This is a genomic window from Nakamurella panacisegetis (assembly GCF_900104535.1).
Taxonomy (GTDB): domain Bacteria; phylum Actinomycetota; class Actinomycetes; order Mycobacteriales; family Nakamurellaceae; genus Nakamurella; species Nakamurella panacisegetis.
The window spans coordinates 4,963,237-4,975,912 of the sequence record NZ_LT629710.1 but is presented as its reverse complement, the minus strand read 5'-3'; the positions used below and the strand labels follow the sequence as shown (position 1 = coordinate 4,975,912).

The 12,676-nt window shown below is 68.9% G+C and carries 13 protein-coding genes; 5 read left to right on the top strand and 8 right to left on the bottom strand.

Going from position 1 to position 12,676, the window contains the following annotated elements:
* Positions 1 to 18: 18 nt before the first annotated feature.
* The 3 genes from orn to BLS97_RS22335 form a co-directional block, all read right to left on the bottom strand.
* A complete protein-coding gene (orn, locus tag BLS97_RS22345; RefSeq protein WP_090480808.1) occupies positions 19 to 630 on the bottom strand; it encodes an oligoribonuclease in 612 nt (203 codons plus the stop codon).
* A gap of 91 nt (positions 631 to 721) precedes the next feature.
* Complete coding sequence (locus BLS97_RS22340; RefSeq protein ID WP_197676321.1) at positions 722 to 1,462, bottom strand: SDR family oxidoreductase; 741 nt, start codon at positions 1,460 to 1,462, stop codon at positions 722 to 724.
* On the bottom strand, positions 1,455 to 2,222 hold the full coding sequence (locus BLS97_RS22335; protein WP_197676320.1) for an SDR family NAD(P)-dependent oxidoreductase: 768 nt from the start codon (positions 2,220 to 2,222) through the stop codon (positions 1,455 to 1,457). Before BLS97_RS22335 ends, BLS97_RS22340 begins: the two co-directional genes overlap by 8 nt.
* Positions 2,223 to 2,386: 164 nt before the next feature.
* On the opposite strand from BLS97_RS22335, the gene BLS97_RS22330 reads away from it, so the two are divergent.
* Positions 2,387 to 3,589: a low temperature requirement protein A gene (locus tag BLS97_RS22330; RefSeq protein ID WP_090482969.1), complete on the top strand. Its 1,203-nt coding sequence runs from the start codon at positions 2,387 to 2,389 to the stop codon at positions 3,587 to 3,589.
* Between the two features lie 19 nt (positions 3,590 to 3,608).
* Entirely contained in the window at positions 3,609 to 4,070 is a 462-nt protein-coding gene (locus BLS97_RS22325; RefSeq protein WP_090480802.1) for a hypothetical protein, read from the top strand.
* Between the two features lie 6 nt (positions 4,071 to 4,076).
* Here the strand turns inward: BLS97_RS22325 and BLS97_RS22320 are convergent, their stop codons facing one another.
* Complete coding sequence (locus BLS97_RS22320) at positions 4,077 to 4,706, bottom strand: MBL fold metallo-hydrolase (RefSeq protein WP_090482966.1); 630 nt, start codon at positions 4,704 to 4,706, stop codon at positions 4,077 to 4,079.
* Positions 4,707 to 4,803: 97 nt separating this feature from the next.
* On the opposite strand from BLS97_RS22320, the gene BLS97_RS22315 reads away from it, so the two are divergent.
* Positions 4,804 to 4,989 (top strand): hypothetical protein, encoded by a 186-nt coding sequence (locus BLS97_RS22315; RefSeq protein ID WP_157695634.1) that lies wholly within the window; start codon positions 4,804 to 4,806, stop codon positions 4,987 to 4,989.
* 181 nt (positions 4,990 to 5,170) lie between these two features.
* Complete coding sequence (locus BLS97_RS22310) at positions 5,171 to 5,695, top strand: EXPERA domain-containing protein (protein WP_090480797.1); 525 nt, start codon at positions 5,171 to 5,173, stop codon at positions 5,693 to 5,695.
* 149 nt (positions 5,696 to 5,844) lie between these two features.
* On the opposite strand, the gene BLS97_RS23150 is transcribed toward BLS97_RS22310, so the two are convergent.
* Positions 5,845 to 6,000: a hypothetical protein gene (locus BLS97_RS23150; protein ID WP_157695633.1), complete on the bottom strand. Its 156-nt coding sequence runs from the start codon at positions 5,998 to 6,000 to the stop codon at positions 5,845 to 5,847.
* 312 nt (positions 6,001 to 6,312) lie between these two features.
* Here BLS97_RS23150 and BLS97_RS22305 point away from each other — a divergent pair, with 312 nt between their 5' ends.
* Positions 6,313 to 9,522 carry a BTAD domain-containing putative transcriptional regulator gene (locus tag BLS97_RS22305; RefSeq protein ID WP_172832332.1) on the top strand — a complete coding sequence of 1,070 codons (3,210 nt, stop codon included), beginning with the start codon at positions 6,313 to 6,315 and terminating at the stop codon, positions 9,520 to 9,522.
* A gap of 170 nt (positions 9,523 to 9,692) precedes the next feature.
* On the opposite strand, the gene BLS97_RS22300 is transcribed toward BLS97_RS22305, so the two are convergent.
* The 3 genes from BLS97_RS22300 to BLS97_RS22290 are packed head-to-tail and all read right to left on the bottom strand — an operon-like array spanning position 9,693 to position 12,676.
* Positions 9,693 to 10,298 carry a phage tail protein gene (locus BLS97_RS22300; protein ID WP_090480790.1) on the bottom strand — a complete coding sequence of 202 codons (606 nt, stop codon included), beginning with the start codon at positions 10,296 to 10,298 and terminating at the stop codon, positions 9,693 to 9,695.
* Complete coding sequence (locus BLS97_RS22295; protein WP_090480787.1) at positions 10,295 to 12,250, bottom strand: putative baseplate assembly protein; 1,956 nt, start codon at positions 12,248 to 12,250, stop codon at positions 10,295 to 10,297. The genes BLS97_RS22300 and BLS97_RS22295 overlap by 4 nt, the downstream gene beginning before the upstream one ends.
* A 6-nt stretch (positions 12,251 to 12,256) precedes the next feature.
* A complete protein-coding gene (locus BLS97_RS22290; RefSeq protein WP_090480782.1) occupies positions 12,257 to 12,676 on the bottom strand; it encodes a GPW/gp25 family protein in 420 nt (139 codons plus the stop codon).

The following is a 12,676-nucleotide window of genomic DNA, read 5'->3' as shown; positions in this document are numbered from 1 at the left end:
ACCACACCCGGCCGTCGGTCAGTCCTCGAGCGTGTCCAGCATCAACCGGGCGGCCACGGCCTGGGCGTGTTCGGACGTCGGGCCGGGCGCCGGGACGAATACGGTCGCGCGGTAGTAGGCGAGTTCCCGGACCGACTCGATGATGTCGGCCAGGGCCCGGTGGGCCATGCCCTTGGCCGGCTGGGCGTAGTACACCCGGGGGAACCAGCGGCGGGCGAGTTCCTTGATGCTGGACACGTCGATCATCCGGTAATGCAGGTGACCGTCCAGCTCCGGCATGTCGCGGGCCAGGAAGCCGCGGTCGGTGGCGATGGAGTTGCCGGCCAGCGGTGCCGTCCGGGGGTCAGGGACGTACTGCTTGATGTAGTCCAGAACGATCTTCTGGGCCTCGTCGAGGGTGACCGTCGACGCCCGGACCTGTTCGGTCAGGCCGGATTTGGCGTGCATCTGCTCCACCACCTCGGGCATCGCAGCCAGTGCTTCGTCGGAGGCGTGGATCACCACGTCGACCCCGTCGCCGAGGATGTTCAGGTCCGCGTCGGTGACCAGGGCGGCGATTTCGATGAGGGCGTCGTTGTGGAGGTCGAGACCTGTCATCTCGCAGTCCACCCAAACCAGTCTGTCGTTCACAGTTAGTGACAGTAGCCGCCCGCGCCGTGACGCGTCGGAAGCCAACACGGCCGGCGGGCCGCGCCGCCCCGGATCCGGCCCTCGCCCGTGCTCAGATCTCCTGATTCACGGGCAGGATCACCAGGTCGCGAATGCCGATGTGGCGTGGCCGGGTCAGCATGAACACGATGGCGTCGGCCACGTCCTCGGATCTGATTCCGGTGCCCGCGGCGACCTTGTTCTCGATCTCGGCCGGTCCGGTGACCTGCCACAGATCGTTGAGCACGACGCCGGGCGCGATGGCGCCGATCCGGATGTCCGACCCGATCAGTTGCCGCCGCACCCCGTGGACGAAAGCCTGGACCGCGTGCTTGGACGCCGAGTAGACGGGCTCCCAGTGGATGGCCTGGTGGCCGGAAACCGAGCTGGTGACCACGATGTCGCCACCGTGACCGGCGTCCCGCATGGCTGTCACCGCGGCCTGCACCGTGGTGATCACCCCGGTCACGTTGGTGCTGATCAGGTTGGCGAAGTCGGCCGGGGCCCCGTCCCACAGATCGCCGGGCACGTAGACACCGGCGTTGGCCACGAGCACGTCCAGGCGTCCGAACGCCTCCACCGCCGCCGCGACCAGGCGGGGCCCGGCATCGGCCGCCGAGACGTCCAACGCCAGAACGGACGTGGGGCCGCCGAGGGAGGCGGCCGCCGTGTTCAGCTTCTCCACCGTCCGTCCGGTGAGCAGCACGGACGCCCCGAGAGCACAGACCGCGGCCGCGGTGGCCAGCCCGATGCCGGACCCGGCTCCGGTGACGGCGACTACCTTCCCGGCCAGCGGTGAGGTCGGATCAGACAATCGAGTAACCGCCGTCGATGACGATCGATTCGCCGACGATGTACTGCGATGCGTCGGAGGCCAGGAAGCAGACCAGGCCGTCGAGGTCGGCCGGCTGGCCCATGCGGCCGGCCGGAATCAGCGACTTCCAGTAATTGCCGAGCTCGGCGTTGGTGTCCAGGAACTGCCTCGTCATGTCGGACAGGAAGTAGCCCGGGGCGATCGCATTGACCCGGATGCCCTTCGAAATCCACTCGACGGCAAGTGATTTCGTGAGCTGGTCGACTGCGGCCTTGGAGGCGTTGTAGGAGACCTGGTTCTGCGGGATGTTGACCACGAACGCCGACATCGACGAGACGTTCACGATGGCGCCGGTGCCGCCGCCGGCCAGAACCGACCGGGCAAAGGCCTGGCAGCTGAAGAAGGTGCCGGTCAGGTTGACGTCGATCACCTTCCGCCACGACTCGGCGGTCACATCGAGGGAGTCGGACCAGGCCGTGATGCCGGCCGCGTTGACCAGGATCGACGGGGTACCGAGCGACCCGGCAACGGCGGCTACGGCGTTGCCGATGGAGGTCTGATCGGTGACGTCGGCGGCGATGCCGACGGTTCGGACACCCTTCTCGCCGGCCAGACGGGCGGCACTGTCGGTGACCTCGGGCAGCAGGTCGAGCAACGCGACCTCGGCGCCGAGTGCGGCGAGGGCGCCGGCCATCTGGTAGCCCAGTCCGCGGGCACCTCCGGTCACGACGGCGACTTTGCCCTTGAGGTCCTCGTACACGGTGTGCTCCTCCTCGTGCGGCAGTTCTCTGCCGGTTGTTCCTGCTCGACTGGCGCCCATCACGATCTCACCGCGAGAGTAGTGCGCGCGCTTTCGGGGGGATCATCGGGCTGCACTAGGGTCGAGCCGACCGGCCCGCACGGAATCTCGAAGGACCAGCCATGATGCCAGCCTCTCCTGATCGCATTCCCTGGCGCCGGCCGATGGCGCCGCGCAGCCGGGACGAGCGGCACCGTGCATCGACCCCGCTCGAGTGTCTGTTCGATCTGTGTTTCGTGGTGGCGGTGTCCAGGGCCGGGATCTCGATCGAGGAGCAGATCGGACAAGGACATCCCGGTGCCGGGGTCCTCAGCTACGCCATGATCTTCTTCGCCATCTGGTGGGCGTGGATGAACTTCACCTGGTTCGCCTCGGCCTACGACAACGACGATGTGCCGTACCGCATCTCGGTACTGGTACAGATCGCCGGCAGCCTGGTGCTGGCCGCCGGAGTGACCCCGGCCTTCGATCCCGAGCACCGCGACTTCACGGTCTTGGTGATCGGATACGTGGTGATGCGACTGGCGACGGTCAGCAACTGGCTCCGAGCGGCGCGCAGCGACCCTGAGCGTCGAATGACCGCCCTCCGATACGCCGGTGGCATTGTCGTCGTGCAGGTCGGGTGGGTTGCCCGGCTCTGGCTGCCGGAGAGCTGGGGCCTGGGCAGTTTCGTCCTTCTGGCGCTCCTGGAGATGGCCGTCCCGGCCTGGGCCGAGCGCACCGCCGTCACGCCCTACCACCCGTCGCACATCGCCGAGCGGTATGGGTTGTTCACCGTCATCGTGCTGGGCGAGTCGGTGACCGCCGTGGTGGTGGCGCTGGAAGCCGGAATCCACGAGACCGACCACAAGGCGGCCATGATCGGCGTGGCGACGGCCGGGATCCTGATCCTGTTCTCGATGTGGTGGGTCTACTTCGACAAGTCGGCCCACGACGCGCTCAACAATCTCAATTCGTCACTGCTGTGGGGTTACGGCCACTATCTGATCTTCGCGTCGATCGCCGCGGTGGGCGCCGGACTCAACATCGCGGTGGAGTACGACCGGCACGAGATCCACATCTCCGGCTGGGCATCCGGGCTGGCCGTGACCGTGCCCGTCACGCTGTACCTGGTTGTCGTCTGGGCCCTGCACCTGCGGCACCGGCACACGCCGGTCGCGTCGATGGCGTTTCCCGTCGTGGCCGTGCTGGTGCTGGCCTCGACCTTCTTCGGCGCTCCGATCCACATCACGGCCGTGCTGATGATCATCCTGGTCGCCATCACCGTGACGACCTCGCGCGGACGATCGCCGGTGGTCGGGCCGACGATCCCAAGTGTGCGCCGCTGATGTTCACTAGGATCGGCCGATGACCGTGCTGATCTGGATCGTTGTCGTGGTGCTGGTCGTGGTTCTGCTGCTCACCTTTGTCGGCCGCCGCGCCCAGGGCGGTGTGGATCCGACGCAGCTGCTGTTCGAGCCCGAACTGATCAACCGCGTGCGCGCCCTGGCCCAGACCAATCAGAAGGTGGCCGCGATCAGGATGTTGCGGGCGGGCACACCCGGCCTCGGGTTGGCGTCGGCCAAGGTGATGGTCGACCGGATGGCCGCCGGACCGGTCCCGCCCCCGCCGGCCGGGCCCGACCTCACCAAACCCGTCGCGTTGTCGGCCGACGAGATGCTGCCCAGCGCATCGTGGGTGCCGCTCGAGGTGGAGTTGCAGGCCCGGTCGCTCAAATCGTCCGGCCAGGCCATCGCGGCCATCAAGTTGGTGCGCGAACACACCTCGTGGGGACTGCGCGAGGCCAAGGACTACGTCGACGGGCTGTGATGCGGGTCAGGCCTCGAAGGATTCGCCTTGGGTCGGCACCACCCAGGTCGCGTCCGCCGGGCCGAACTTCTCCTGGATCCCGTAGAACATCGCCGGGTTGGCCAAGATACCCTCGTGGATCGGGAACGCCACCTTGGGCATGACCGCGCGGTAGTAGTCGACGCTCTCCTTGAGCGCCATCCACGGGGCGGCCGTCGGCAGGGCGAGAATCTCGACGTCCAGGTCGAACACGTCGAGCGCGTCACCGGGGTGCAGCAGACGGCCGCCGATCAGGTACGAGGCGTTGGTGATGGTCGGGATCTCGGGATAGATGACGGCGTGCTGGTCGCCGTGCACCGTCACGGGCGTCCCGACATCGAACGAGTCGCCGGCCGCGACCGCGGTCGCGGCCAATCCGGCGGACCTCAACGTGGCGGCCGAGCCGTGATCGGCGTAGAGGCCGGCCTGCGGGTTGGCCGCGACGAGGGCGGGCAGCCGATCGAGATCGAGATGGTCGAGGTGCTCATGGGTGATCAGGATTCCGGTCAACCCGGTGAGGTTCTCGAAGCCGGAGGAGAAGACTCCGGGGTCGACGAGCAGGTTGGCGTCGCCATCGACGACGTGCAAGCAGGAGTGGCCCAGCTTGGTGATCTGCATGAGGAACCTTTCGCGCGTGAAGTACTTTGTCCCGCTCACGATACGACCGGAGGCAGGGCTATGAACGGCGGGGCCGATGTCGCGTACCGTCTGCTGGGTGGCATTGCGCAAACAGGTCCGGCAGGCCGGCAACATCTTCGTCGGGACGGTGCTCACCGTCGTCGGCGTGATCGCGCTGGTGCACGCGGGCAACGCGCAAAGTCGGGTCTTCGCGGTGTTCGTGCTCCTGATCGGCCTCGCCGCCATCTATCTCGCCATTGCCGCCCTGCGCCGGCGGACCTGACTCCTGGCCCTGCCCTGGCGGCGCGGGTCGTCCGGCGTCAACCGATCCGCGTGAGCCAGGTTCGAGCGATGGGTCGCCGGGGGATCGGGCTGATGATCGTCGCGCTCGCGCTGATCGTCGTGGACGCGAGATATCGGCAACTCGACGTCACTGCTGAAAGCGCGAGAGTTAGCATTCACAAATGACTTCTGCTCTCGCTCGGGCCTCACGCGTGGTGAACCTGCCGTGGCGCCAACGCCCGATGGACATCGTGTTCACCGTCATCTTCTCGATCTTCATCGTCACCTGCATCATCAGTGACTCCGTGGAGGGCCTCGGCCTCGATCAAGTGGCCGATTCCCCGAACATCCTGGTGCGCTGGAACTACACCTACTCTTCGGCCAACGATCCGCTGTATCAGGCACATCCGCTGTGGCTGCGGTTCATCAGCGGAACGTCGGCGTTCGTCTACGTTCTCTTCTACGTGGTGCTGATCGTGGCATTGGTCAAGGCGTACAACTGGATCCAGCTCTACGCGGTCATCTACGCGACGATGATCATCTCGCTCACCGCCATCCCGATCTTCGGCGTCGAGTTCTTCGGTCCGGTCGGCCAGCGCACGCCGCACCCGTTCATCTTCCTGCTCTACAACGCGCCTTACGTGCTGTTTCCGCTGCTGCTGTTGATCCGCATGAGAAAGCCATTGCCGTTCACGCGGAAGTTCTGACCACCGGTCCGCCGAGAGCGCCGCAGACAACCGCCCTTCTCGTCGCCGCCGGCGATTCCGCGGCGGCGTGCTTCGTTCTCGAAGGTGACCGTGTGGCCCGGCTCGGGCCGGGCAGTAGACCTCGTCGACCCGGGACTTGCCGAGCGGGACTACGGCATGGCCGGGTCGTTGGATTCCTGCCGTCCCCGGGCCCGCTCGCTCTTGGCGATCGCCCGTCCGTTGGCGGAGACGATGATCCGGTTCGGATTGGCGACCGCCCTGGTCGGGTGGCCGGTGCCGGGATGCAGTTCAGGTCGGTCGGACATGGTGACTCCTCGCCGAGGGGGCAACGGGCGGTCGTGCTGCCGCTCTGTAGTCGTGGAACGCGCCGAGCGGGTGGGTTCATTCCCGTGCGTGGGAATCTCGGCGGCTGAATGCCTGCCCGCGCGCGTTCGCACGGTCGCGGCCGAGCGGATGCGGACATCGTCGATGCGGCGATCGAGGGATCCCGGCCGTATCAGGCGAGGTCGTGTATCACCTACATCCGCGATCGGCTCTCACCTACAGGGCCGACGACCGACCACGGCTGACCAAGCGCCGGCGGCCGGCCACCCAACGAGGCGATGTCCGGGAGCAAGGTGAACGCACCGATCATTCTGGCCGAGAAGCTCCGCCGTCCTGACGCGAGCGGGCTGTCACGTCCGCGCCTGGAACTTCCCCTCACGAGCGACCGGGGTCCCGGGCTGGATCTTGTTGTGGCGCCGGCCGGTTCGGGCAAGACCACCCTGCTGGCGCGAGTGGCCGACCGGTCCGCGGATCCGGTCGCGTGGTACCGCCTGACCCCGGACGACTGTGATCAGGACGTCTTCCTCGCGCATCTGGTGTGCGCCCTGGGATCGGTCTGCCCCGGGCTTCGCGACCAGTACGACCATGACGGGACGCTGCCGTTCGATGAGTTGCTGGCCACTCTGCACGATGCCGTCGTGTCCGACTGCTTGCTGGTCCTCGACGATGCTCACGAAGTGACCGGGTCGCCGGCCGAACGAAGCCTGGAGAGGTTGCTGCAGTTCCGGCCGCCCGCGGTGCGGGTGATGATCGGATCGCGGGGGGTGCCGGCGGTCAACGTGCCTCGGCTGCGGGTGTCCGGCCTCCTGCGCGAGATCGGCGCTGACGATCTCCGCTTCCGGTCCTGGGAGGTGGAGGAACTGTTCGGGGGTTACGGCGAGCCGATGTCCCCTGAGGCGGCGGCGGCGCTGACCCGCCGGACCGGGGGATGGGCGGCGGGGTTGCAGTTGTTCCATCTGGCCAGCCGCGGACGGTCGGGTGAGCGCCGAGTGCAGATGGTGGCTGAGTTGTCCCGTGGCTCGCGCCTGGTCCGTTCGTACCTGGCCCGGAACGTGATCGACGAGTTGCCGGAGTCCCGGCGCCGGTTCCTGGTGCTCACCAGCACGCTCGGGATACTCACCGGAGACCTGTGCGACGCGTTGCTGGACACCACCGGGAGCGCGTCCGTCCTCGATGAACTCGAGCAACGCCAGCTCTTCACATCATCGGACGACGACGGCCGCTCGTTCCGGTACCACGAGGTGCTCCGCTCGCATCTGGAGTTGACGCTGGTCGAGGAGTACGGCCCGGGCCTCGCTCGCCAGTGGTACGCCCGGAGCGCCGACCTTCTACGCCGGTCCGGCCATCATCGGGCGGCGGTCCGGGCGTACGCGCGGGCCGAGGATTGGTTGGCGGTCACGGAGCTGCTGAGGACCGTCGTGGCCGACGGCGACGACGACCTGGCCCTGCCTGCGGCAATGGTGCAGACCGATCCCTGGCTGGCCCTGGCCCAGGCGCGGCGGCACGTCCGGGACGGTGCTCTCGACGAGGGAGTGCGCCTGTTGCGCCTGGCTGAACGATTGCACGACGAGCCGGAATTCCAGCTGCAGTGCCGACAGGAACGCGCACGGGTCCAGGACTGGACGACGGCCACGGCCGTCGGCGCGGGGCGGGGGGACGAGTGGAGCGAGCGGATCCGGGCGGCCACCAGGGGGCAGCGGCAACGCTCCGAACCGAACCCAGAGCGGGGCCGGGAGGTGCTCGGAGAGGCGTTGTGCCGGTTGATCGGCGGGGACCTGGGCGGCGCGGCCGGTCTTCTGCGCCTGGTGCGTAACCATGACGACCCGGTGGTCGACCTGCTCGGCCGGCTGGCGTCGGGGGTGATCGAGTTGATCAACGGCCTGCGCGGACCGGTGGAGGACTGTGCCCTGGCGGAGCTCTCGGTCGACGCCGACCTCGCCGGGTACCCGTGGATCGCTCGCCTGTCCCGCGGCCTGTACGAGCTCGCGCAGATCAACCCCGATTCGCCGGCGTGGCGGGTGACGGCTGCGGCCGGACTGCCCGATGAGTGCGCGCGGCGCGGTGACCGGTGGGGTTCCGCCCTGTTGCGGCTGGCCGGGGCGGTGGTCGCTCACCTGACCGGTGACCCAGCGGCCGGCAGGCAGTATCTACTTGCCGCCGATGAGTTTCACGCGCTCGGTGCACCGGCACTGGCCGTCTGGCCGGAATCACTCGGGCTGCTGACCCGCGATGCCTCGCAGCAGAAGACGCGCGATGCCTCGCAGCCGACCACGGATGAGGCATCGCATCCGACGACGGGTGAGGCATCGCATCCGATGGCGACCGCGGCGGCGGTCGAGCGGGCCGCCGAGAAGCTCGGCAGCCCAGGGCCGCAGGCGGTGGCGTTGCTCGCCGTGGCCATGGCGGCGAATGACCAGGATTGGGTCAGGGCAGCCGCAGACGTGGCCGCCCGGTGCGGTCTGCGAAACGGCCTACGTGCGCTCGTCTCGCATCCGGGCCTGGGGGGCCGGGCCTCGACCCAGGACCGCGTCCCCGCCTCGTCGACCCGGGGCGGAGCCCCGGCCACGTCGCCCGGTCCGGCGGCCGCGCGGACGCTCCTTCCGTCTCCGGTTCCCGTGCCGATGCCGGCCCTCGACCGGCTGGGGGCTCCGGTGGGGTCGGGGGTTGCGGTGGGGTCGGGGGTTGCGGTGGGGTCGGGGGTTGCGGTGGGGTCGGCGGTCGCGGTGGGGTCGGAGGTCGGGGTGGCGTCGGCCGGTTCGTCCCGACGGAGCCAGTCCGGCGCGCCGAGGTCGATCGGCATCCGGCTCTTCGGCGGATTCGCCATCACCCTCGATGGCTGCCCCGTTGATGTGTCCGCCTTGCGACCGAGAGCGTTGGCGTTGCTTCGCTTCATGATGCTCTCACCCGACCGAGATCTGCATCGGGAGACGCTGATCGCCCAGTTGTGGCCGGAGGCCGATCTGGTCGCCGGGACCCGGCGTCTGCAGGTGGCGATCTCGAGCATCCGGCAGGTGTTGGAACGGGCCGAATGGCCGACCGGGGAGAGCCTGGTCCGTCACGGGGATGCCTACCAGCTGCATCTGCCGCCGGGCGCCCAGATCGATGTCCGCGAATTTGTGGACGCGGTGGCGTTGGCCGAAACGGCCACCCGCCGTGGCGATCTGGCCGCAGCCGCAGCGGCTCGTCGACGTGCTCTCGATCTGTACGCCGGAGATCTGCTCCCCGAGGATGGACCGGCCGAGTTCGTGGCGGACCGCCGGGAGGAGTACCGCCTGACCGCGGGCGCCGCCGCCACCGCGCTCGCCGCCGACCTGGCCGCGGCGGGCCACGCCGATGATGCCTTGGCGACCGCGCGGCGTGCCGTCCAACTGGACCCGTACCAGGATCCGCCGTGGCTGTTGACCATCGAACTGCACGAAGCGCGCGGTGATGCGAGTTCGGCCCAGCGCGCCCGGCGCCAGTATCACCGCATGCAGGAAGAACTCGGATTGCCCGTCGGCTGACTGGTTCGGCGTACTGGCGAGTTCGGCGTACTGACGGCGGCGGGGGTGCGGCGGCGGGGGTGCGGCGGCGGTCGTGGGACGCCTGGGATCACTGGTATTACCTGCGAGACCTCGTCACGGCCCCGGCAGCATGACGAGTGGAGGGCCGGTCTTACGAGTCGCCCAACCGGTCACGGCGTATCCACTACCTCGACGCGGTACGGCACGTGGGCCGGGACCGAGGCGGCGATGACCGACTCCAGCCGCCGCACGTCCAGGCCCGGATAGTCGGCCGAGCGGACCCTGACCACCAGTTCTCCACCCGGCGAACCCGGCGAACCCGACGAACCTGACGAACCCGACGAACCTGACGAACCTGACGAACCCGGCAAACCCGGCAGAGGGGCGTCCGGCGACTCCGACCACCGATGGCCGCCGGGATCCTGCAGGTGGACCTCGACGTCCAGGAAAAGCCGGATGGCGGCCCGGAGGCCACCGAGCGTGCCCCGCCGTGCCAGCAGGTCGATCCCGCCCGCGACCAGATCGCGTTGGCGTCGCTCGGGCTGGTTGTCGTCGATGGTCAAGCCGAGCCACCCGGCGAGCCAACCGAGGAGGTCCGGTGGCGCGGTCGCCGGATCCAGGTAGGCCGGGAACGAATCGAGGGTGGCGATCACCGGGGCCAACACCTCGTCCAGACCCGCGCAGATGGCCTGGGCCAACGGGTCGGCGAGGAACAGCGCCGGCAGGCCGGCGCCCAGGGGGTGCGGCGAGACCAGGTCGGGCACGGAGCCTCTCATGGCCGCACCCGGACCTGGTGTTCGAACGAGAACACCAGGGAGGTCGGCCTGAGCGTCAGCCGCTGCGTTTCCTGTCCGCGGCGTCGCGTGACCGGGTCGGCCGGATACAACCGGATCGTCATGTCCTGCGAGAGGTCGACCCCGCGCACTCGCGCCAGGGCGGCGTTGACCTCATGGGCTTGCACGGCCCGGCCGAGCGGCCACCCGGTGCCGTCCGCCCCGCCGATCAGCGGATCGAACAGCCGGTACAGCGCCTGCAGCACCTGCCGGCGGACGTCGTCGGAACGATGGGTGGCCTTGGCCGTCACGCTCACCACGGCGGTCAGCCACTCGTAGCGCGGTGGTGTCACCAGCAGTCGGGTGCCGATCAGCTTGCGCTCGGCCAGGTGGTTGGTGACCCGGTCCAGAGTCTCCGGAAGCGGGGACAGGTCCTCCAGGGCAACCGCTCCGGTCTGTGGATCCCGGCTCAGGTGCGGCACCAGCAGGATCCGAACGCCACCGGCCTCGGCCGGCGCCTCGGCGGCCACACACTGCACCCGGCCCAGTTCAGGCGCCACCTCCAGGGCGAGCTGCACGAAATCGTCCGCCGTGACCGCCCGGCTGCGGGACCGCAGCAGAAGCGGACCGCGGACCATCGCGTCGCCGATCGTCTCGCCGTCGGCGCCTCCGACGGCCGCCGACCGATTGACCACCGACGCGATCTCCGGATTGCTGGTCTTGAGCACCGCCACCTTCCCGGCGGCGACATTGCCGACGCTGCCGCCACCGGTCCGGTAGCAGAGCAGACGCAGGTGCGCCCCCTTGGGCGGGATGGCCCCGAAGCAGCGCAGCGTGCCGTCGGCCTGTCGCACCGCCGGACCGAATTGCACCTCACCGGCGAACGAATCGACGTGGAACACGGTGTCCTGCGGGCCGGACGCCGCGAAGTGTTCGACCGCGGTCCAGGTGGCGACCCCCTCGTCGTCCATCACCCCGAGCGTCATCGGTTCCTCCCACGGAACCACCGGATGGCGGGCCAGCCGGAAGCGTTGCGCGGGCGCCCCGTCCGACCGGCCGAGCTCCTCCTCGCGGATCACCTCCGCGTGGACCATCTTCGCCGTGCCGCCCTTGGTGAAGGCCGAGATGTGGCGCACCTGAGGCGATTCGCTGTAGGTCCGTTGATCCTCGCGCGGGGCCAGCAGCCGGCAGCGCAGCCAACCCGCCCGTTCCCCGCCGATGATCGACGTCTCGTGTGCGTCAGGCACATGCAGGACGACGTCACCCGGCCGGTTGAGGCCGCCGGTCTCGTCCAGGTCGGTCTCGCACGGCTGCCAGCCGGTCGCCGTCCAGGCCTCCCACTGCAGCGGTGGGTCCCGCGGGTCGACACCGACGCCCGACACCCGACAGTCCATGCGCAGCACCACCGCGCACGACGGAACCGCTGCGGACAGACCCACCAGGAGCGCGTCGCCCACCTGCGGTCGCTCCGCGAAGCAGGCGAAGCCACCGCCGGCGGCGAGTGCCGATGTCATGTCGACGACCTCGCCGCCGGCCGGCGCGGCACCGGCCCGTAGGAAGCTGCACGGAACGATCTCGAGGTCGGCGACCGTCGAGAACACGACGGCGTCCTGGGCGTCGGTGCGTGCCGTCGCCACCTCGGTCTCGGCGCGCACCAGTACCGGATAGGGGCGGGCGGCCGCGAGCCAGAAGGTGACCGTTCCCCGGGCCGCGCTCGGTGGGCGTTGCTCGAGCCCGATCAGTTCCAGGAATTTGACGTAGTGCTTGTCGGGCACCCGGTTCAACCGATAGATCAGTTGATCCACCATGCCGGCGAAGGCTTCGATCAGCGTGACTCCCGGGTCGGAGACGTTGTGATCGGTCCAACCCGGGCATCGCTGCTGCACCAGCCTTTTGGCGTCGTCCACCAGATCCTGGAAGTGCCGGTCGTCGAGGTGGGGGACGGGAAGGGCCATCGGGGCTCACCTGCTCGATTCGTCGGGAATGAGGTAGAACGGGAAGACCAGATTGCGTCGATCGTTGTAACCCTTGATGCGATAGGCGATGTCGATGTGCAGGACGCACAGGTCGGCGGTGGCGAAACTGACCTTCACGTCCTGCAGTTCGATGCGTGGCTCCCACGCCTCCAGCGCCGACCGCACGTCGTCCGCCACGGCGGCGGCGGTCGAGGCGTTGGCCGGGGAGAAGACCCGATCGTGTACGGCGCATCCGAACTCCGGCCGCATCGGACGCTCGCCGGGCGACGTGCCCAGGATCAACCGGATGGATTCGGCGATCTCCCGATCGCCCGACACCAGGCCGAAACGCCCGGACGCGTCGATGGAGAGCGGGAAGGACCAGCCGCGGCCGACGAAGTCCGGGGACGTACGGGCGCTCGTCAT